The following is a 22,300-nucleotide window of genomic DNA, read 5'->3' on the forward strand; positions in this document are numbered from 1 at the left end:
GGACATGTGTAACGTAGATATGATCTAAGGATCTAATCTTTACGAAGGAGAGGAAACTATGAATGTTATAGAGCAATCCATTTATGATATTAAGTTAGAAAAAGATGATGAGCTAGGAAGAGAATTAGTGGAGATTATTAGTACGGAAAAGAAACAACATAAACGCGCAAAAGTATTGGTCCACCAAGTGATCCAGATTGACGATAGTACTTACACTGCTATCATAAATATCTTAGAAGAGTAGAGGTGAGCCTCTACCCTTCTGATTGCAAGAAAGAATTTATCTTCTTTTCTTGGGAACTAGTGGCCTTGTCCAGTCGTCTTAATTTCCGATGATACTTTCTCGTTTTCAGTAAATGCCTTGGCGAGTTATAAAAATAGAATTTCACGTAGTGCCAATTCTTCCAAAAACTAAACCATCGAATAAGGAATTTTGTGTATGAGGAACTTATAGCAAGCTTCCAATCAGAGGGAATTTTATAACGAAATTTCATCTTTGTCCTCCTAAATATCGGTTTGTAATATATATGAAGGGAAGTAAGAAATTATCATTATAGAAATAAATGTGTAGCCTTTGTGAAGTCTATTGATAGAAAGATAAAACAATAGTAAAGTAGGTTTATAAGTTAAGAAATTAAATAGAAAAAAGATATTTAGGGAGCTAAATTTTTTTATCAGAATTTGTGAATTACTTCACAAATAACTGAAAACCAAAGAGGGGGAATTTAAATGTTATTTGAGATTAGTCAATCAGCTGCAAATTTTTACAAACACGAATTTATGTTAGGAGATCATGAAGCAGTTCGCTTATTTGTTCGCGGTGCTGAAGGTTTCTTTTTAGGGGTAGAAAAAGAGATGCTAGAAGAAGAGGCTTATATTATAGAAAAAGATGGAATAAGATTTTTTATTACTGAAAACGATCAGTGGCTTTTTGATGGTAAAAAGTTAGATTTTGATCAGCTTAATGAGACAATGGTCTTATCTTAAGGCTCTTTTTCGTAAACATTGTGGCTTTTTTACCCTAAAATAATCGGAAAAATACCCTAGATGAAGATATCAGCCAATAAATTATGTAAGAAAAGAGCAATACTTACTAACTTAGTTGTGAATTCTTAGTATTTTTAAGCAACAAACTTTGCGAAAACAGCCTATCTTAAAGAGAGTAAACCCCTGGCTTTATGCCAGGGGTTTTGTTTATTTAGCTAGCTAAGCCTTGGTCTTATTTTCCAGATGTCTGTAGCGTATTCTTGAATCGTACGATCACTAGAGAATTTACCGGAGTGTGCAATATTCGTAACACTCATGCTAAGCCATTTTTTACGGTCGCGGTAGGTTTGATCCACAAGTTCATGAGCTTCCGCATAAGCATCAAAATCTTTTAAAACAAAGTACTCATCATTATTAGATAGGATTGAGTAATATATATCTTTAAACTCACTTTCTCCCCCAGGAAGGCGATCTTTCATTAGTTCATCTAAAACATTCTTTACCCGATAGTCGTTATTATAGATATCACGGGCTCGATAGGAGTTCTCAGTAGAGAGTTGCAAGACTTCGTCAGCAGTTAATCCAAAAATAAAGATATTCTCTTTTCCAACAAAATCACAAATTTCTATGTTTGCTCCATCGAGTGTTCCTAGTGTTAGGGCACCATTCATCATGAATTTCATGTTCCCTGTTCCGGAGGCTTCTTTGCTTGCTGTAGAAATTTGTTCACTAATATCAGCTGCTGGCATAATCTTTTCTGCTAATGAGACACTGTAGTTTTCTAAGAAAACTACTTTTAGCTTATCTTGAATGGTTGGATCGTTATTTACGACTGTAGCTACTGAATTGATTAGTTTAATAATTTTCTTTGCATAATGGTACCCAGGGGCTGCCTTTCCACCAAAGATAAAGGTTCTTGGGGTAATATTTACATTTGGGTTGTCAGTTAATACTTGATATAAATGAATAATGTGAAACACGTTGAGCAGTTGTCGTTTATAAGCGTGCAATCGTTTTACTTGAACATCAAAAATAGAGTCTAGATTTACTTTTATTCCATTCGTTTCGTATATATAGTTTGCAAGTCTTTCTTTATTTTCTTTCTTTACAGTAGCAATCTTTTCTTGAAAGGCTGCGTCGTTTGAATATTTTATTAAACTAGTCAATTCTTTTGGATTGTTAATCCATCTAGTCCCAATTGCCTCATTAATAGTAGAGGTTAATCTTGGATTTGCATTCAATAACCAACGACGGTGCGTAATACCATTAGTTTTGTTGTTAAACTTTTCGGGATAGAGTACGTAGAAATCTTTCATTTCTTTCTTCTTTAAAATATCTGTATGAATTTTTGCAACACCGTTAACAGAATAAGATGCTACGACAGCCAAGTGAGCCATTCGAATTTCATCATTGCCAACGATTGCTAAGGAAGAAATTTTATCCCATTGGTATGGATAACTACTCCATAGTTCACGACAATAACGTTCGTTTATTTCCTCAATAATCATATAAATTCTAGGTAATAACTGTTTTACCATAGAGACCGGCCATTTTTCCAGCGCCTCACTTAATGTTGTATGATTTGTAAAGGAAACTGTTTTCTGAGTAATGTTCCATGCTTCCTCCCAGCTGAGGTTTTCATCGTCAATTAAAATTCTCATTAATTCAGGAATAATCAAAACCGGATGCGTGTCATTAATATGGATCGCAATTTTTTCTGATAAAAGGGATAAATTATTGCCATACTCTAATTTAAATTGTTTGAAGATACTTTGCATCCCAGCAGAAACAAGGAAGTATTGTTGTTTAAGGCGGAGAATTTTTCCCTCTATCGTAGAATCATCGGGATAAAGGAAACCAGAAATATCTTCAATAGATCTTTTGTATTCGAGAAAATTATCATAATCTACTCTATTTGATGTCAGTAAATTAAAGTCTTCTCGGCAGGACTCTGCACTCCAGAGCCTTAATGTATTGACTGTGGAATTTAAGTACCCAACAACAGGAACATCGTATGGTACAGCTAAGACTGTATCAAAGTTTTTGTGATTGAAAGATAGCTTCTGGTTTTCTTCCCTCATCTCTACGTAGCCACCAAAACGTACTCCAATTGTCTGATCAGCACGACGAACTTCCCAAACATAGTCTTCTTGTAGCCAGTAGTCAGGTAATTCTGCTTGGTAACCATTTATAATCTTTTGCTCAAAAAGCCCATATTTGTAGCGAATGCCACATCCATGACCAGGAAAGTCTAAGGAAGCTAACGAATCAAGAAAGCAGGCAGCAAGGCGTCCTAAACCACCATTACCAAGACCAGCATCATGTTCTTCGTTATAGACATCTTCTAATTGAAAGTCCATTTCTGTTAATCCTTCTTTAATAATTTCAGCCAATCCAGAATTTATAATATTTGTTTGCATCAATCGTCCCATTAGAAATTCCATCGAAAAATAGTAAACTTGTTTTTCATGATTATCTTTATAGTTAGTAGTTGTTTCAATCCAATCCCTCGATACATATTCACGGATAAATTGTCCAAGTGTGACATAAACATCGTGTATAGTCGCATCGGCAATATTCTTACCGATCTGTTTTTCTAGACGATTGGTAAATTCAATTTTGAATTCTTCCTTTGAAAAGCTCATAACTTCACTCCTCATATTTTAATTCGGAAATCGTAACACTTCGATGTGAGAAATAACGTTCCAATTATTAATTATGTGAAAGAAATGAATTCAGAAGCGAACTTAAAAAAATTATTAAGTTATACTAAAAAATAAACAAATTCTTCTTTTAAAAGCTTATTGGAAGTGGTATATTTATGCTGATTAAGAGTATGATGCTTGCCATAAATATGAAGTAGGAGCAAAAATTTTACATATTTGTTGAAGTCTGACGTCATACATATTTTCTTTTTGTTTAAAAAATAAGCAAATTGGAAATTGTAAGCATGATACTTATTTAATCACTCAGAATAAAGGGGGATAAAAAAATGAAAAAGAAAAAATTTCCAATACTTATGTCGTTAGTATTGGCAACGGGAACATTATTGTCTGCTTGTGGACAAGGAGCTACTCCTGATCCAGCTCCTGCAGCACCAGAAACTACAGGTGGTGGAGATGCAGCAACTGAGGAAACAACTGACTTCTCAGTAAAAATGGTTACAGATGTTGGTGGAGTTGACGATAAATCGTTCAATGAATCAGCTTGGGAAGGTCTACAACAATTCGAAGCTGACTTCGGAGCTGAAGTAGGATACTTACAATCTGGTGACGCTGCAGACTATCAACCAAACTTAAACAGATTAGTTCGTGAAGGAAATGATCTTGTTTTTGCAATTGGATTTTTAATGGGTGATGATGTTAAAGCGGTTGCGGAGCAACAAGCTGATGCACGATTAGCAATCGTAGACATGGTTGTTACTGATGATGCAGGAAATTTCTTGGATAATGTGGCAAATATTACGTTTAGTGAACACGAAGGTTCATTCCTAGTAGGTGTTATCGCAGGTCTTACAACGAAGACAAACAAAGTTGGTTTCTTAGGCGGAGTTGAAGGCTTCCTAATTAAGAAGTTTGAAAATGGCTTCAAAGCTGGTGTAAAAGCAGTAAATCCAGATGCTGAAATTATTGTTCAATATGCGGAGTCATTTAATGATGCTGCTCGTGGCCAACAAATCTCTGGAACTATTTATGCTCAAGGCGCTGATATTATCTATCATGCTGCTGGAGGTACTGGAAACGGATTATTTACAGAAGCAAAAGAACGCAAAAGAGCTGGTGAAGATGTTTGGGCAATTGGTGTTGATAAAGACCAACATGCTGAAGGTCTCCCTGAAAATGTAACTTTAACTTCAATGATTAAGCGTGTAGATCAAGCTGTGTACCTTGTATCTGAAAGAACAATGAACGGCGATTTCCCTGGTGGTCAAATTGTTGAGTTTGGTCTAGAGCAAGAAGGTGTTGGAATTGCCCCTACAACAGAAAATGTATCTGCAGAAGCATTACAAAAAGTTGAAGAGTATAAGGGTAAAATCCTAAGTGGTGAAATTAAAGTTCCGATGAATGATGAAGAATACGCAGCTTTTATTAACCAATAAATCGTATAGGCTCTAACTTCAAAGGCTAGTTTTCTAACTAGCCTTTGCTTACTATAAAGTATTTTGCGTTAGGAGTGTTTACCTTTGGATTACGTAATAGAAATGAATAATATCCGGAAAGAGTTTCCTGGAATTGTTGCAAACGATAACATTACACTCCAGCTACGTCAAGGTGAGATTCACGCACTTCTGGGAGAAAATGGGGCTGGGAAGTCTACTTTAATGAATATCTTATTTGGACTGTACCAACCTGACCAAGGTGAGATCAAAGTCCGTGGAGAAAAGGTAGCTATCACGGATCCAAACGTAGCGAATCGTTTGGGGATAGGAATGGTACATCAGCACTTTATGCTCGTAGAAAACTTTACTGTAGCTGAAAATATCATCTTAGGCATGGAACCAACAATAGCGGGAAGAATTAATTTAAAAAAAGCAGAGAAGGATGTTTTAGAACTCTCTGAAAAATATGGTCTTAAGGTAGATCCAAGGTCTAAAATTGAAGACATTTCGGTAGGAATGCAACAACGTGTTGAAATCATAAAAACTTTATACCGTGGTGCGGAAATCTTGATTTTTGATGAACCAACAGCAGCCTTAACACCACAAGAGATTAATGAACTAATTCAAATAATGAAAGCCCTAGTCAAAGAAGGAAAGTCAATCATCCTTATTACACATAAATTAAAAGAAATTATGTCTGTTTGTGACCGCTGTACCGTTATTCGTCGTGGAAAAGGGATTGGTACTGTTGAAGTGAAAGATACGAATCCAGATGCTCTTGCAGCCATGATGGTTGGACGTGAGGTTAATTTTACAGTAGAACGAGTGAAGGCTCAGCCAAAACATGCGGTACTCGCCGTTAATGATCTAGTTGTTCGTGATGTTCGTAAAGTACCGGTTGTTAACTCATTAAATTTAGAAGTTAAGGCTGGAGAAATAGTAGGAATAGCCGGAGTAGATGGAAATGGTCAATCAGAATTAATTGAAGCGATTACTGGTCTACGAAAAATTGAGAGTGGTTCAATCACTCTTAATGGCAAAGACTTAACAAAACTAAAAACAAGAAAAGTAACTGAAGCAGGGGTTGGCCATATTCCTCAAGATCGCCATAAGCATGGGTTAGTACTAGATTTTTCAGTTGCAGAAAACATTGTGTTACAAACCTATTATCAAGAACCATACTCCAAACGTAAGATCCTAAATTTTCCGGCAATTCAAGAAAAGTCAAAGAAGCTTATTGAAGAGTATGACGTCCGAACACCTAGTGAACAAACTTTAGCTCGTGCGTTATCTGGAGGAAACCAGCAAAAAGCGATCATTGCAAGAGAAGTAGACCGTTCACCAGAACTACTAATTGCTGCACAACCTACCCGTGGATTAGATGTTGGAGCTATCGAGTTTATTCATCGGAAGTTAATTGAAGAACGTGATAAAGGACGAGCAGTGTTACTAGTCTCATTAGAATTAGATGAAGTGTTAAATGTTAGTGATCGTATTGCGGTAATTTACGAAGGGAAAATTGTAGCCATTGTTGATCCAGAGCAAACAGATGAGAAAGAATTAGGTCTTCTTATGGCTGGTGGGAAGAGTGAGAGAGTAGGTGAAATTCAATGATCCATAAGTGGTTAAACAAAGGAAAAGTAACAAATATACTTATACCTTTAATCTCGGTTTTCTTAGGGATTATTGTTGGGGCCATCATCATGCTTTTCATCGGTCAAAACCCATTTGTAGGGTATTCAGCTCTTCTATCCGGAGTCTTTGGTGACGTTTATTACTTTGGTGAAATGTTGAGAATGATGACCCCACTCATTCTAGCCGGTTTAGCAGTAGCTTTCGCGTTTCGTACTGGTTTGTTTAACATTGGTGTTGAAGGACAATTAATTGTAGGATGGCTAGCTTCAGTAGCAGTCGGTATTTTAGTTGATGCACCTGCCATTATACATTTACCTTTAGCAATTTTAGCAGGAGCCTTAGCGGGTGCTTTATGGGGATTTATCCCAGGTTTCTTAAAAGCTAGGTTCTATGTACATGAAGTCATTGTAACTATTATGATGAATTACGTGGCTCTATATGTAAGTAATTACCTTATCCGAACCTATCTATTAGCTCCTGGTGAGAGAACAGAGAGAATTTCATCATCAGCATCTCTTGCATCACCGTTTTTACAATCAATTACAGACTTTTCGCGATTGCATTATGGATTTTTTATTGCAATTTTTGCTTGCCTAATCCTATGGTTTATCTTATGGAAAACAACATTAGGCTTTGAGTTACGTGCAGTTGGTTACAATAAACATGCGTCTCAATATGCTGGCATGAATGTAAATAGAAATGTAATATTAGCAATGGTTATTTCTGGTGGGTTTGCCGGCTTGGCTGGAGCGATGGAAGGGTTAGGAACGTATGGATATATGTCTATTTTAGCAGGATTCACAGGTGTAGGGTTTAATGGGATTGCGGTTGCCTTACTTGGGGCAAATACTTCGATCGGTGTTTTTTTAGCTGCTGCATTATTTGGTGGATTAACTGTAGGAGCTCCAAATATGCAATCTCAGGCAGGTATTCCACCTGAACTAGTGAGCATTGTGATTGCGTTAATTATCTTCTTCGTAGCTTCTAGCTATTTAATAAGACTCGTTATTAACCGGCTCCAAAAGGAGGGCAAATAAATGAGTTGGATGGATATTTTAGCCTTAGTAGTTCCAGCAACTGTCTTTCTAGCAGCACCACTAATTTTTACTGCTTTGGGTGGGTTATTTAGTGAACGCTCGGGTGTTGTAAATATTGGCCTAGAAGGGCTAATGGTTATTGGAGCATTTACTGGAATTGTAACAACTTTATATTTAGAAGGTCTTGGCTTTGGGGCTTGGTCACCTTGGCTATCTCTCATTGCCGCCGTATTGGTTGGTGCATTATTTTCTCTCTTTCACGCTGTTGCCTCTATTACACTTAAGGCAGATCAGATTGTTAGTGGGGTGGCACTAAACTTTTTGGCAGTTGGTCTAACTGTCTTTATGGTACGAAATATATTTGGCAAAGGTCAAACTGATTACGTAACGTATCGGATTTCTCGAGAAAACATTCCGTTATTACAAGATCTACCGTTGTTAGGTCCACTGTTTTTCCAGAGAGTTTACTATACCTCATTTCTAGCTATTGCAGCAGCAATTGTTGCATGGTATGTTGTTTTTTACACACCGTTTGGATTGAGACTTCGTTCTGTTGGAGAGCATCCAATGGCAGCTGATACCATGGGAATTAAGGTAAATAAGATGCGTTATATCGGTGTAATGCTAAGTGGTGCATTTGCAGGGATAGGTGGTGCGGTGTTTGCCTTAACCACTGCAGGAAATTTTGCAGGGAACACGATAGCCGGTCAAGGATTTATGGCATTAGCAGCCTTAATTTTTGGTAAATGGCACCCGCTAGGTGCGCTAGGTGCCGCTTTATTTTTTGGTTTAGCACAGTCACTTAGTATTACTGGTCAAGCAATACCGTTTCTTCAAAACGTTCCACAAGTATATTTATTAATTGCTCCATATGTTTTAACAATATTGGCTTTAGCCGGTTTTGTAGGCAAAGCAGAAGCACCAAAGGCAATTGGTAAACCATATGAAAAAGGTAGTAGATAAGAAAAGCCGCCAATGGCGGTTTTTTTGTTTGTTTTTCAACAAAAATAAAAAAAATGTCGATTAGACACTAAGAATAGTTCTATTTTCTTATGCGTGAGTATTTAAATAGAGGTAAAATGAGAAATATACAATAATCTGCTACAAAAGTCATGATATTTTCTTCGGTGTATTAAATTTTGTGGTAGAGAATTGAAAATCAAATTAGACTTAGTAAAAAAAATTTTAAATGGTATCTAGCCATAAAAAACGCTCTTTTGAGGGAAAACTAATAGAAATGTCTCAAGAACAGTGATGTATAGAAAAAAGCATCTGAGTAGTTTTTAAATATTTTTCTACAAATTTCTCGCTTTTTTCTATATAATAAAACATAATATCATTAATTCCGAATAAGGTATTTAGTGGTGTAGAAGTGAGGGATAACTATGAATGCAAAACATGTTAATGCGATATGCCGAGCAACTGAGAATATACTTGTTAATCATTTTGGTGTAGAAGTTAAACCACTAAAACCACGAGTACAACAAACGGCTGTACCATCTAATCAGGTATCTGTAATATTAGGTATTAACGGACAATTAAATGGTCAAATCATATGCTCTATTGATGAACAAACCGCAAAAAACATTGTCGGCATCATGATGGGTGGAATGATCATTGAAGAGTTAGACGAAATGGGCTGGAGTGCGATTCAGGAATTTGGCAACTGGGTAGCTGGAACTACAGCAACAGAACTTTCCAAAGAAAATGTGATTATTGATGTTACCCCACCTATCATTAACGAAGGCTCTTCAAGTTTTAGATCAAATAAATTATTTATTACTGTTCCATTGGAAACCAAAATTGGTTTAATTGATGTTCATATATCTGTAAAAGAAGAAGCAGCATAAAATGTAAAAACGTATTGATTTTCGGAATGAAAATCGATACGTTTTTTTAATATATACTATGGTGAAATTTATTTTTGTAAATGAAGAGTTTGAATGGACAAAGTAGAAGGGTAATAAATTGGATAGACTGATGTTTTATGTTTACATTATTACTAAGAACAATTTTGAGATCAATCGGAAGGGAGTTCTGCTGATGAAGGAAATAGATGTTTCAAAGTACGAGAAAAAAATAGAAATTCGTAATATAACAAAAACAGATTTCCAAGATATATTGCAGCTTCAACAGATATGTTTTCCAAATATGGATCCTTGGAAACTCGATCAGCTTGAAAGTCATTTAGACATCTTTCCAGAAGGTCAATTTTGTGTGGAATACGAAGGGAAGATAATTGGTTCATGCTCAAGTTTAATCGTAAATTTTGACGAATATGATGATCAGCACACGTGGGATGAAATTACGGACAATGGATATATCACAAACCATGATCCTGAGGGATATAATCTATATGGGATGGAAGTAATGGTTCATCCTGAGTTTCGCAGAATGAAAATTGGCAAAAGATTGTATGAGGCAAGAAAAGATTTAGCAAGAAACTTAAATCTTAAGAGTATCATTATTGGTGGTCGAATACCTAATTATTATAAACATTCAGACACATTAACTCCTAGACAATATGTTGAAGAAGTTACCCATCATAATATCTATGATCCAGTGTTAACGTTTCAGGTGATGAATGGATTTACTCTAAAGAGAATAAACAAAAATTACTTAGAAGATGACACAGCTTCGATGAAATATGCCACCTTAATGGAATGGAACAATGTTGATTATCAACCGAAATCAAAACGTCATTTTAAAACATCGTTCCCCGTCCGTGTTTGCGCTATTCAGTATATGATGAAAAAAATAGACGCGTTTACTGACTTTGCAAAGCAGTGTGAGTTTTACGTGGATGTGGCTTCAAGCTATCAATCTGATTTTGCCGTATTTCCGGAAATCTTTACAACCCAATTATTATCATTCATCGAGGAAAAATCAACAAGTCAATCAATTCGTAAGTTAACAACATTTACGGAACAATATATCTCTTTATTCACAGGTCTTGCTGTAAAATATAATGTCAATATTATTGGTGGGTCGCACTTTGTAGAAGAAGAAGGGAAAATTTATAATATTGCCTATTTATTTAGAAGAGATGGGACAATAGAAAAACAATATAAAATACATATCACACCAAACGAAAAGAAATACTGGGGAATTACTGGTGGCGATGAAGTAAAGGTATTTGATACAGACTGTGGCAAAATTGCCATCCAGATTTGTTATGATATTGAATTCCCTGAATTAGGTCGTATTGCAACAGATAAAGGTGCAAATATTATCTTTACGCCATTTTGTACGGATGAACGCCAAGGGTTTTTACGGGTAAAATATTGTGCGCAAGCTCGGGCGATTGAAAATCAGGTTTACGTGGTGATTGCAGGGACAGTTGGAAACTTATCTGAGGCGGAAAATATGGATATTCAATATGCGCAATCAGCAATCTTTACGCCTTCTGATTTTACGTTCCCTAGAGATGGAATTGAAGGGGAGTGTCCAGCAAATATCGAAACAGTCGTTGTTGGTGATGTTGATTTAGAAATACTCAGAAGACATCGTAAATCAGGAAATGTTACTCAACTAAAAGATCGTCGTAGAGATTTATATGAAATTAATTATAAATATAAATAAAAACTCGCAATTCTGCGAGTTTTTCTGTTTTTTAAGGTTTAACTCGTAAATTTTACGTTCATGCTAGTAGTTGATGACAAGGGGCTGAACGTAATGAAAGTGATAGTTGAAAAAAATACCATAATAAAGTCGATACTAATAATTGTTGCAGCATTTTTTATACTTTCTGCGGCTAACTACTATTTCACCTCTCAGATAGATCATTTAGAAGACTTAACAGTTGAACTTCATTCAAAAAATCCACCAATAAAACAAGGGGATCGAACGATCTTTCAGGTACTTGTTTACGATAAAAATCATACACCTGTTGAGAATGTGAAAGTCGAAATAAAACTTACTTCAAAACTATATAAAACAGAAACATTAAATCGTAAATTCGTCCATATAGAAGACGGTTTGTATGAAACAGATTTGCAGTTTTTTCATCACGGGGAATGGGAAGTAGCAATTTTGCTCAAGAAGGGCCTTAGTAAAATTTCAAAACCTTTTGATTTACTTGTAGAAAAGTAACGTATTTTTGTACCGGTATGTTAAAGTAAAGGGGAAGTTTTGTGTAGGGCGGTGGATTTGTTGAATTTTAACGGCCAAAGTGTTTTACCAGCTGTTCGTAGCATAAAGGATATTGAAAGCTTGTTCAAAAGTGAATTTACCTACATAGTGTTGTTAAATAGCCATATTGGTCAACTGAAAAGCCTTGTCCAGTTGGCTAAAAACAATGGTAAGAAGGTATTACTCCATGCTGACTTAGTTCAAGGACTACGAAATGATGAGTATGCAGCTCAGTTTCTCTGTCACGACATTAGACCAGCGGGATTAATCTCTACGAGAAAAAGTGTTGTATTAACTGCAAAGAAGCATAAGCTAATCTCCATTCAGCGATTATTCCTATTAGATTCGATAGCACTTGAATCAAGCTATAAACTACTTGAAACGACTCAGCCTGATTTTATCGAAGTATTGCCCGGTGTCATGCCACACATTATTCGTGAGGTTTATGAAAAAACAGGTATTCCAATTGTTGCTGGTGGTTTAATAAGGGAAAAACGTGAAGTTAAAGAGGCTTTGCAAGCCGGGGCTACTGCTGTAACGACATCTCGAGCAGAGTTATGGAGCTAGGTATCTTCATTTAAAAGCCTCTAACAGGAAAGTTCACTTTCTATATAGATATCCTTCAGTAACTATTTTCATCTCAGTTGATGAAAGTGAACTTTCATTGGTATCTAACAACGCATGAATTTCATTGACTGGATTTTCACTAGATGATTTAATGGAAATATGTAGTATAACGTTTAAGAGATCGGAAACCAATGCTTTTCTAGTAGAAAACTAGATAGGTCGTTTTTGATCTCTTTTTTCTTATCACATGATATGGAGGTTTATAATGGAAAAAAAGTATATTCTTTCATTAGACCAAGGTACAACTAGTTCGAGAGCGATTCTTTTTAATAAAGCTGGCGAAATCGTGGCAACAGCTCAAAAGGAATTTACTCAGATATTTCCTAGACCTGGTTGGGTAGAGCATAATGCCAATGAAATCTGGGGTTCAATTTTAGCCGTTATAGCAGAGCTTTTGACAAAGTCTGAAAGTAAGCCAAATGAAATTGCTAGCATTGGTATAACAAATCAACGCGAAACAACTGTTGTCTGGGATAAAGAAACAGGACATCCCGTCTACCATGCGATTGTCTGGCAGTCTCGTCAAACTTTAGATATTTGTGAAGAGTTAAAAGAGAAAGGTTATAACGAAATTTTCCGTAACAAAACGGGATTGCTAATTGATGCCTACTTCTCAGGAACAAAGGTGAAATGGATTTTAGATAATGTAGATGGGGTTCGTGAGAAAGCTGAAAAAGGAGAGCTATTGTTTGGGACAATTGATACATGGCTAATTTGGAAGCTTACAGGTGGGAAGGTCCATGTAACAGATTATTCAAACGCTTCACGTACACTAATGTATAACATTTATGATTTAAAATGGGATGAAGAATTACTCGAAATACTTACGATACCAAAGGTTATGTTACCAGATGTACGGCCTTCCTCAGAAGTCTATGGGGAGACTGTTGCCGAGCTTTTCTTTGGTGAGGAAGTTCCAATTTCGGGTGTAGCTGGTGATCAGCAAGCCGCATTATTCGGTCAAGCATGCTTTCAAGAGGGAATGGCGAAAAACACCTACGGTACAGGTTGTTTTATGCTCATGAATACTGGAGCAAATGCTGTGAAATCCGAGCATGGTTTATTAACTACAATAGCATGGGGAATAGACGGAAAGGTCGAGTATGCCCTGGAAGGAAGTATTTTTGTTGCTGGATCAGCTATACAGTGGCTCCGAGATGGTTTAAGGATGATTAAATTTGCTGCAGATAGTGAAAAGTATGCGCAAGCCGTTTCATCAACTGATGGAGTTTATATGGTCCCTGCTTTCGTTGGTCTTGGAACACCTTATTGGGAAAGTGAGGTTCGTGGAGCTATATTTGGACTTACTCGTGGAACAGAAAAAGAACACTTTATCCGTGCTACACTAGAATCACTAGCCTATCAAACAAAAGATGTCCTTACAGCAATGGAAGCAGACTCAGGTATACAGTTAAAGACACTACGAGTTGATGGAGGCGCTGTCGCAAATAACTTCCTCATGCAGTTCCAAAGTGACATGCTAGGAGTACCAGTCCAACGGCCAATAATAAACGAAACAACTGCTTTAGGCGCAGCTTACTTAGCTGGTCTTGCCGTTAATTTCTGGGAAAATCGGAATGAAATTGAAAATCAATGGAAAATTGATCGAACGTTTGAAGTAGAAATGAAGAAAGACGAACAAGAAAGACTTTATAGTGAGTGGAAAAAAGCTGTAGAGGCAACAATCACTTTTAAAGTTAAATAATAGTAACAATAATGCCGTGATCATGATATACTATTACTAAGTTAATCAATCGGTCGGAGAAACGGAGAGACCACAACACTCTATTGTAAATAGCAATAGAGCTGTTGTGGTCTTTTTGTATTCTTTTAAAAAGGCTGTTTTCGAAAAGATTGTTACTTTCGTAAAAATCCCAAAAGCCGGATTTTTACACATATTACTAAGAATTCACCACTAATTTAGTAAGTAATGCTCTTTTCTTACATAATTTATTGGCTGATATCTTCATCTAGGGTATTTTTCCGATAATTTTAGGATAGAAAAGCCACAATGTATACGAAAAGAGCCTTTAAAAAAGAAGGAGTGTTGGTAAATGGGTAGGTTGTTTTCAAGTTTAGAACGCAGTAGTTATCTTCAACAAATGAGTACTGAGCAATTAGATCTTCTCGTTATCGGTGGAGGGATAACTGGTGCCGGTATTGCATTAGATTCCCAAGTTCGGGGCTTAAAAACGGGTTTAATTGAGATGCAAGACTTTGGGGCAGGAACGTCTAGTCGATCTACTAAACTGGTCCACGGCGGGTTACGGTATTTAAAGCAGTTCGAAGTGAAGTTGGTTGCAGAGGTAGGAAAAGAACGTGCCATCGTTTATGAGAATGCCCCCCATGTCACTAACCCTGAATGGATGCTATTGCCCCTAATAGAGGGTGGGACTTTCGGAAGATTTACAACCTCGCTAGGATTAAAAGTTTATGATTTTCTGGCAGGAGTTAAAAGATCAGAACGCCGCTATATGCTGAATAGAACTCGCACCTTAGAGAAAGAACCATTACTTCGAAAGGATAAGCTAAAAGGTAGTGGTGTTTATGTTGAATACAAAACGGATGATGCTAGATTAACACTTGAAGTGATGAAAGAAGCAGTAGTTCGAGGTGCCTTAGCAGTTAATTATGCTAAGGTAGATGGTTTCATTTACGACGAGAATAAAAAAGTTATAGGTGTGAAAGTTATTGACCAATTAACTAGAGAGCAAACAATCATTAGGGCTAAGAAAATTGTTAATGCAACGGGGCCATGGGTGGATACGCTAAGGGAGCAAGATAACTCGAAAAAAGGAAAGTATTTATATTTAACTAAAGGAGTTCATATAGTTATTGACGGAACTCGTTTTCCTTTAAAGCAAGCCGTTTATTTTGATACAGAAAGCGATGGAAGAATGTGCTTTGCGATTCCAAGAGACGGAAAAACGTATGTAGGTACGACTGATACGTATTATAAAGATGACATTACTCATCCAAGAATGACTGTTGCCGACCGCGATTACATTATTGATGCAGTCAATTATATGTTTCCAGAGGTGAAGCTTACTGTTAAAGATATTGAATCTTGCTGGACAGGATTACGTCCGTTAATTCATGAGGAAGGAAAAAGTGCTTCAGAAATTTCAAGAAAAGACGAAATTTTCTTTTCTGATAGCGGTCTAATATCTATCGCTGGTGGAAAATTGACCGGGTACCGTAAAATGGCAGAAAGAATTGTAGATATAGTCTGTCGTGATCTAGGTGTGAAAGAACGTTGTCAAACTGATAGGGTCACGTTGTCAGGTGGGGATATGGGAGGTTCAATTCATTTACCGGCATTCCTAGAAGGTAAGACAAAGGAAGGGATGAAACTAGGGTTAGAAGAAGAAGAAGCTTACAGATTAGCAAAACTTTATGGGACGAATGTGTCTAGGATTTATGAAATTATCTCCACAATCGGTGAAGAAGCCAATCGATACGGTTTACCAAGCTCATTATTGGCCTCACTAAGATATGGAATTGAAGAAGAGATGGTGGCGACACCTGTAGACTTTTTTAACCGCCGTACTAGTGCAATATTCTTTAATATTGCTTGGGTCAGAACTTGGAAAGAACCGGTACTTAAATATATGAAACAGTGTTTTCAGTGGTCTCTTGAAGAAGCCAATTACCATAGAAAACAATTGGAAACTGAGATTGAACATGCAACAATTCCAGTTGATGAAGTTGTTGAGCTTAAGAAGCAGATTATCTAAATGTAAGAAAGACACCTTTGTTAACCCAGGTGTCTTTCTTTGTTAGTTATTACGGCTAATTGCTCCTTTTTTGCCAAAGCAAATCGAAAGCAAAATAGGCCTCCTATTCCCAATGTTAAATATACCAAGCCCATGCCAGTAGAAGATAAATAGGCACCAAGGGTAAGACCTAAACTGCCTAACAACATAGCAACATTAAGTGCTAGATTATCCACAGCCATATATGAAGCTCGGGACTGTTCAGGAATAATACCGGCAAGCAGTGTTTGCCTTATCGGTGAATACATGAGTTCACCTAGGGTAAATAGTAATGCAGCTAACATTAAAATAGTTAGACTGTTACTAAATGCTAGCGTACTGAAGCTTAAAGAATATATCAATAGGCCAATTGTTAGGATGAGCTTGTGATTCCATTTACTAATCCATTTCGTAAGGTGAAGAGTAGCAACTACTACAATAAGAGTATTTGTTAGCAGAATAAAACTAAACATTTGGATACCACCAATTTCATACCCGAATATCATGGTTTGGAACTCTTCTTTTAAACGAACGGCTATATACTTATCTAACTGAAATTCCAAGGAAAAGATAAAAACCGTTCCGATTACAAACAACATAAATCGGTAATCGTTCACTACACTCCAATAGTTAGTAAAAATATTTTTGTTTAGTGGCGGATTGCTAGTGTCTTTTACTAAGGTAACTGGTTTCATAGTTTCATTAATAAAGAAAACAATAATGATTAAGGTAAATAAACTAATTAAAGCAAAGGCAAAAAACAAAAGGAAACGACTGCTCTCAAAGAAAATGGCTCCGATGATGACTCCGATAGAAATAGCAATGTTGCCTGACCAATACTGTAATCCATAAATATAAGGACGTTCTTCTTCCTTACTACAATCGATAATCATGGCACTTGCAGCAGGATTTATAATGCCTGAGCTTACATTGCTAATTAGGAACATAAGATAAGTAATCCAAACTGAAACAAACCAAGGTGAATTAACCAATGCCATGATAACTAATGCTGCAACCTGAATAATAAGTGCAAAGATCATTACTTTCTTTCGTCCTAATTGATCAGCCAAATAACCAGAAAAGAGACCCGCTACAATAGAACAAAGGATGTTAACTGCTAGCATTATTCCAGCCATTCCCTGGCCCACTTGGATGGAGAAGTAGATGGCCATAAATGGAAAAATTGCCATCTGTGACAAATCAGTAATAAAATCTGTAAATAGTCTAATTTTGATCGTAGTTTGTAAGTTTCTAAAACTCATTTTTTCTCTACCTTCTTTCTGCTCCTTAAATTATAATCAAGGAAAACATGAAGAAAAACTGAAAATACAAGATATTAATTTCGTATTTTAAGGAGAGAACAATGAACGTTTTAGAACACTTTGTTACCTTGCGATTAACTTTTCTTACAACACAGGAAAATGAGGAAGTACTTACAACAATTCCATATATCGCGGATAAATTAGCTTGTACAGAGAGAAATACGAACTTTATTATAAAGAAAATGACAGAGAATGGGTGGATCACCTGGTATCCAAAAAAGGGGCGAGGGAAACAATCGACATTATTGTTTCATTTATCGTTACACGAAGTTTCAGTCATGAATGTAAACAGACTAATTCTAGATAACAAAATAGAAGAGGCATATTTATTTATAACAACGTACAAATTTCCATCTGAAATAAAAGCAGTCCTTCTAAACCTATTTCAGGATCATTTTGGCTTTACTTCTACCTTTAAGGAAAATAAGAGGCAAGATGTCTTGAGGATCCCTACAGATACTAAGGTATTTACACTAGATCCGCAAAAAGTTGCTATCGTTCATGAAGCGCACATTGTTTCCCAAGTATTTGACACTCTGATATGTCTAGACAATAAAAGCGGAACGTTCCAGCCGAAAATTGCAATGGCTTGGGAGCAAAAACATGGAATAGAATGGACATTCTATTTGAGAAAGGGTATCCTTTTTCACCATGGACGAAAGCTAACTGCAGAAGATGTTCAGTTTACATTTCATCGCTTAATGACAGATAAAACTATACCAACATCAGGTCTTTTTGATGTAATAGAAAAAGTTGAGATTATTGACGAAATAACTATTCAATTTATCTTGAAGTACGAAAATCATCTATTCCTTGATTTACTCAGTTGTTTTTATTCTTCGATTATTCCATACGACGTAAACATCGAGCTTAAATCAATAGGTACTGGTCCGTTCAGTATTGCAAAACGTGATGACTGTTTTTTAGTGTTAGAGGCAAATCACAATCACTTTTTAGGCAGGCCATTTTTAGATCAAATAGAAATTTGTTATGTTCCAGAAACAATTTCGGATAGCTTCCTTACAAAAGATCAGGAAAATAACGAAACGAAAGTTTTTAACGAGTTAGGTAGCTATTTTCTGATCTTTAACTTTAATAAGGTTGGAATTCATCATAATCTTTATTTTCGGAAGGCTATTGAACTGGTTCTCAATCAATCTGAACTTGTTGAGCAGTTAGGCTATCCGAGGGGTATGGTAGCAAAGAGCTTTCTTGTAAATAAAAGTGAACTTGACGCTGACATTATTTCTAGTAATGAGAAAGCTTTAGATAATCTAAAATTAAGTAATTACAACGGTGAGACTATTGAAGTAGCTACATTTGAAAGTAAGGAAGCTATTGAGGACATGAATTGGCTAAAGTCCAATTGTGAGAGGATAGGGATTTCTCTTACTATTCACCAGATCCCATTAGAAACTATTTACAACCCTAGTGAAATGAGCAAGTATGACGCATTTTATTGTGGAGAAACCTTTGATGAAAATCAACTGTTGAGTTTATATCTATTATTCAAGAGTGAGAATAGTCTGCTTCGGTTTGGGTTGAATCAAAAACTTCGTAATAGAATAGATGCACTATTAAAAGAAGTTCAGTCAACAATAGAACCAAATGAACGACTAAATAACCTGCTAAACATTGAGGAGTGGCTTTTAAGAGAGGCTATTGTTATTTTAACGTACCATACAGTAGAGGAACAAAGGTATCATAAGTCGTTAAAAGGAGTTGAATTATCAGGGTTTGGAATGCCCGATTTTCGACAACTATGGATTAAGCGGGAAAAAGAAGACCAAAATGATGTATTCAAATGTTCCATATATATCCCTTAATTCGAGCGGAGATGTTGAATAACCAACATTATTGTCGAAGGAATTATTTCATCTTGTAGGGACTTTATTGATAAAATATAGGATGTAGCAAAAAGTACATAGAAGTGAGGGAGTGCATAAATGGATTGGAAGAATACATATGAAACATGGGTCAATTATGAAAAACTTGACCAGGAATTACATGAACAGTTACAAAAAATAAATGAAAATGAACAGTTGCTAGAAGACTGTTTCTATAAAAATTTAGAGTTCGGTACGGGTGGAATGAGAGGTGAAATTGGTCCTGGGACAAATCGAATGAACGTATATACTATTCGTAAGGCAGCCCTAGGATTGGCTCAATTCATTCTTGCTCATGGTGATGACGCGATTCAAAGAGGTGTTGCCATAGCATATGACAACCGTTTTAAATCGCAGGAATTCGCGTTAGAATCGGCGTTGACTTTAGGGAAACTTGGGATCAAAACTTACCTTTTTAAAAGATTACGCCCTACACCAGAACTTTCATTTGCGGTTCGCTATTTAAACGCGTTTTCTGGTATCGTGATCACTGCAAGTCACAATCCACCAGAATATAATGGCTTTAAGGTTTACGGAGATGATGGTGCTCAATTAACTCCGGATGCAGCTGAGTTACTAGTAGACAAGGTAAATGAGGTTGAAAATGAGTTGTTAATAGAAGTTGCTGAGAAAGAAGCACTACTAGAAAACGGTTTGCTTGTGATGATTGAAGAAGAGATAGATGACGCTTATGTCGAACAGTTAAAGACTGTAATTGTAAATAAAGAATTAGTGAGTACGTTTGGTCAAGAGGTGAAGATTGTCTTTACCCCACTTCACGGAACAGCAACATTACCTGTTCAACGAGGATTTGAGGCTGTTGGCTTTACAAATTATCAAATTATTGAAGAACAAGCTATTCCTGACCCGAAATTTACAACAGTTGCATCGCCTAACCCCGAAGAGCATTCTGCTTTTGAAATGGCCATTAAATACGGATTAGAGTTTGATGCAGATGTACTTATTGCCACAGACCCAGATGCTGACCGAGTTGGTGTTGCAGTAAAGGATGACAAAGGTGAATATGTGGTTCTTACAGGAAATCAAACAGGCGCCTTAATGGTTGAATATTTGCTTTCGCAGCAGCAAAAGGCAGGGACTCTTCCGGCCAATGGTATTGTAATTAAAACAATTGTAACTTCGGAGCTTGGTAGAATTATTGCTGAAGCATATGGTTTATCAGCATTAGATACCTTAACAGGATTTAAGTTTATCGGTGAGAAAATTAGGGAATACGAAACGTCAGGTGAGAAGACTTTCTTATTTGGTTATGAAGAGAGCTATGGATACCTAGTAAAGGACTTTGCGCGAGACAAAGATGCTATACAAGCCGTTCTGTTAGCGGCAGAACTTACTGCTTATTATAAATCTCAAGGTAAAACTCTTTATCAGGGATTAATGGAACTTTTTGAAAAGTACGGTTATTACTTAGAAGGCCTACAATCAATTACACTAAAAGGGAAAACAGGCATCGAAAAAATGAACGAAATCATTACCTCTTTTAGAGAAAATCCGCCTAGCGATTTTGCTGGTTCTCGAGTAGTTGCGGTAGAGGATTATTTGTTGCAGGAACGTATATTTATTGAAACAGGTAGTAAAGAAGAAATTACGCTTCCAAAGTCAAATGTTCTGAAATATCTTCTTGATGATCAATCATGGATCTGCGTTCGACCATCAGGAACAGAACCAAAGATTAAGTTTTACTTTGGAACAACTAGTGACTCTTTAGAAGCTAGTGAAACTCATTTAGATCAATTAAAAGCATCTGTGATGGAGAAAATTAATTAGATTGAGTTGTAATTTTGCGAGCGCATAAATTATTTTATTTATGTGCTCGCCCTTAAAAAAACCTGGACACTACAATAGAGGTGAGCTGAGATGGTTACAACAGGGCAGATGTTAGGGTGTAATATAGAGAGTAAAAGAAGGGAAATGATTGAAGCTAGCAATCGCTATGGCTTGTGTGCCAATGTGACAATTAAAATTAGTCAAGAGTTGGACGAGCTTTTAAACCAATACTACAGAATGATGACACAACCCAAAGAAATGTATGTTGAAACTAGTAAATAAAAAAAATCTAAATTATTTTTTCAACATTTGTTGACAAATTTCATGAAGGCTGGTAGTATATATTCTTGTGACTGACATTTTTAAAAAACAAATATTTTAAGTAACACGGAGGAATACTCAAGTGGCTGAAGAGTTCGGTCTTGAAAACCGATAGGTCGTGAAAGCGGCGCGGGGGTTCGAATCCCTCTTCCTCCTCCATATTTTTGGACCCGTGGTGTAGCGGTTAACATGCCTGCCTGTCACGCAGGAGATCGCCGGTTCGATCCCGGTCGGGTCCGCCATTTTCAATTATGAATTACGAATTATGAATTATGGCTCGGTAGCGACGAGCATTACTTCCTTGAATTAGCATCGAGTTGTCTCGACGAAGCATGCTTCGGAGCATAACTAGTAGAGGAAGAGACACAGATTCATATGTAATAATGAAATAAAGATAATCTGATAAAATGGCTCGGTAGCTCAGTCGGTAGAGCAGAGGACTGAAAATCCTCGTGTCGGCGGTTCGATTCCGTCCCGAGCCACCATTTTTAACATTATACTTAGAAGTCCGTTTTTGATTATGCCGGGGTGGTGGAATTGGCAGACACACAGGACTTAAAATCCTGCGGTAGGTGACTATCGTGCCGGTTCAAGTCCGGCCCTCGGTACTCTAATTAACTTGGCAGCAGCCAAGTTTTTGTAACCTCTAAGTATAAAAAACATGCGCTCTTAGCTCAGCTACGAGCAACTCATCTTCGAATAACTACGAGTT

At 36.6% G+C, this 22,300-nt stretch carries 17 protein-coding genes and 4 tRNA genes; 19 read left to right on the plus strand and 2 right to left on the minus strand.

Translation table 11 applies throughout. The annotated features are described in order from the left end of the window. The first annotated feature begins 58 nt into the window (after window positions 1–58). Together DS745_RS11670 and DS745_RS11675 are read left to right on the plus strand one after the other, a co-directional pair. Window positions 59–244, plus strand: a complete 186-nt coding sequence (locus DS745_RS11670) for a hypothetical protein (RefSeq protein WP_129078414.1) — start codon at window positions 59–61, stop codon at window positions 242–244. A gap of 485 nt (window positions 245–729) precedes the next feature. Continuing rightward, on the plus strand, window positions 730–987 hold the full coding sequence (locus DS745_RS11675) for a hypothetical protein (RefSeq protein ID WP_129078415.1): 258 nt from the start codon (window positions 730–732) through the stop codon (window positions 985–987). A gap of 215 nt (window positions 988–1,202) precedes the next feature. Here DS745_RS11675 and DS745_RS11680 read toward each other — a convergent pair whose 3' ends face one another. After that, complete coding sequence (locus DS745_RS11680; RefSeq protein WP_129078416.1) at window positions 1,203–3,632, minus strand: glycogen/starch/alpha-glucan phosphorylase; 2,430 nt, start codon at window positions 3,630–3,632, stop codon at window positions 1,203–1,205. Window positions 3,633–3,979: 347 nt separating this feature from the next. Here DS745_RS11680 and DS745_RS11685 point away from each other — a divergent pair, with 347 nt between their 5' ends. The 10 genes from DS745_RS11685 (at window position 3,980) to DS745_RS11730 (ending at window position 16,253) form a co-directional block, all read left to right on the plus strand. After that, complete coding sequence (locus tag DS745_RS11685; RefSeq protein ID WP_129078417.1) at window positions 3,980–5,086, plus strand: BMP family lipoprotein; 1,107 nt, start codon at window positions 3,980–3,982, stop codon at window positions 5,084–5,086. An 84-nt stretch (window positions 5,087–5,170) separates the two neighbouring features. Further along, window positions 5,171–6,700 carry an ABC transporter ATP-binding protein gene (locus DS745_RS11690; protein ID WP_129078418.1) on the plus strand — a complete coding sequence of 510 codons (1,530 nt, stop codon included), beginning with the start codon at window positions 5,171–5,173 and terminating at the stop codon, window positions 6,698–6,700. Next, on the plus strand, window positions 6,697–7,758 hold the full coding sequence (locus DS745_RS11695) for an ABC transporter permease (protein ID WP_129078419.1): 1,062 nt from the start codon (window positions 6,697–6,699) through the stop codon (window positions 7,756–7,758). The genes DS745_RS11690 and DS745_RS11695 overlap by 4 nt, the downstream gene beginning before the upstream one ends. After that, on the plus strand, window positions 7,759–8,721 hold the full coding sequence (locus DS745_RS11700; protein ID WP_129078420.1) for an ABC transporter permease: 963 nt from the start codon (window positions 7,759–7,761) through the stop codon (window positions 8,719–8,721). It begins immediately after the preceding gene. 422 nt (window positions 8,722–9,143) lie between these two features. Continuing rightward, the gene (locus DS745_RS11705) at window positions 9,144–9,608 is read left to right on the plus strand and encodes a chemotaxis protein CheX (RefSeq protein WP_129078421.1); all 465 of its coding nucleotides are present in this window, start codon (window positions 9,144–9,146) and stop codon (window positions 9,606–9,608) included. 193 nt (window positions 9,609–9,801) lie between these two features. After that, a complete protein-coding gene (locus DS745_RS11710; protein ID WP_129078422.1) occupies window positions 9,802–11,340 on the plus strand; it encodes a bifunctional GNAT family N-acetyltransferase/carbon-nitrogen hydrolase family protein in 1,539 nt (512 codons plus the stop codon). 93 nt (window positions 11,341–11,433) lie between these two features. Then, the gene (locus DS745_RS11715) at window positions 11,434–11,850 is read left to right on the plus strand and encodes a FixH family protein (protein WP_161568245.1); all 417 of its coding nucleotides are present in this window, start codon (window positions 11,434–11,436) and stop codon (window positions 11,848–11,850) included. 60 nt (window positions 11,851–11,910) lie between these two features. Next, on the plus strand, window positions 11,911–12,456 hold the full coding sequence (locus tag DS745_RS11720) for a glycerol-3-phosphate responsive antiterminator (RefSeq protein WP_129078424.1): 546 nt from the start codon (window positions 11,911–11,913) through the stop codon (window positions 12,454–12,456). A 265-nt stretch (window positions 12,457–12,721) separates the two neighbouring features. Continuing rightward, complete coding sequence (glpK, locus tag DS745_RS11725; protein ID WP_129078425.1) at window positions 12,722–14,221, plus strand: glycerol kinase GlpK; 1,500 nt, start codon at window positions 12,722–12,724, stop codon at window positions 14,219–14,221. Between the two features lie 349 nt (window positions 14,222–14,570). Then, window positions 14,571–16,253, plus strand: coding sequence for a glycerol-3-phosphate dehydrogenase/oxidase (locus tag DS745_RS11730; RefSeq protein ID WP_129078426.1), 1,683 nt, complete (start codon window positions 14,571–14,573; stop codon window positions 16,251–16,253). Window positions 16,254–16,273: 20 nt separating this feature from the next. Here the strand turns inward: DS745_RS11730 and DS745_RS11735 are convergent, their stop codons facing one another. Then, window positions 16,274–17,533 carry an MDR family MFS transporter gene (locus DS745_RS11735; protein WP_129078427.1) on the minus strand — a complete coding sequence of 420 codons (1,260 nt, stop codon included), beginning with the start codon at window positions 17,531–17,533 and terminating at the stop codon, window positions 16,274–16,276. A gap of 101 nt (window positions 17,534–17,634) precedes the next feature. Between DS745_RS11735 and DS745_RS11740 the strand changes: the two genes are divergently transcribed. From DS745_RS11740 to DS745_RS11770, 7 genes are all read left to right on the plus strand, one after another. Then, window positions 17,635–19,419: an ABC transporter substrate-binding protein gene (locus tag DS745_RS11740; protein ID WP_129078428.1), complete on the plus strand. Its 1,785-nt coding sequence runs from the start codon at window positions 17,635–17,637 to the stop codon at window positions 19,417–19,419. A 120-nt stretch (window positions 19,420–19,539) separates the two neighbouring features. Further along, window positions 19,540–21,267, plus strand: coding sequence for a phospho-sugar mutase (locus tag DS745_RS11745; protein ID WP_129078429.1), 1,728 nt, complete (start codon window positions 19,540–19,542; stop codon window positions 21,265–21,267). Window positions 21,268–21,357: 90 nt separating this feature from the next. Further along, window positions 21,358–21,549, plus strand: coding sequence for an aspartyl-phosphate phosphatase Spo0E family protein (locus DS745_RS11750; protein ID WP_241657798.1), 192 nt, complete (start codon window positions 21,358–21,360; stop codon window positions 21,547–21,549). A gap of 107 nt (window positions 21,550–21,656) precedes the next feature. Then, a tRNA-Ser gene (locus DS745_RS11755) sits at window positions 21,657–21,747 on the plus strand. 7 nt (window positions 21,748–21,754) lie between these two features. After that, window positions 21,755–21,830 (plus strand) — tRNA-Asp (locus DS745_RS11760). A 167-nt stretch (window positions 21,831–21,997) separates the two neighbouring features. Next, a tRNA-Phe gene (locus DS745_RS11765) sits at window positions 21,998–22,073 on the plus strand. Between the two features lie 37 nt (window positions 22,074–22,110). Continuing rightward, window positions 22,111–22,196 (plus strand) — tRNA-Leu (locus tag DS745_RS11770). Window positions 22,197–22,300 lie beyond the last annotated feature (104 nt).

Origin of the sequence: Anaerobacillus alkaliphilus, assembly GCF_004116265.1 — a bacterium.
In the GTDB taxonomy this organism is placed as follows: Bacteria; Bacillota; Bacilli; order Bacillales; family Anaerobacillaceae; genus Anaerobacillus; species Anaerobacillus alkaliphilus.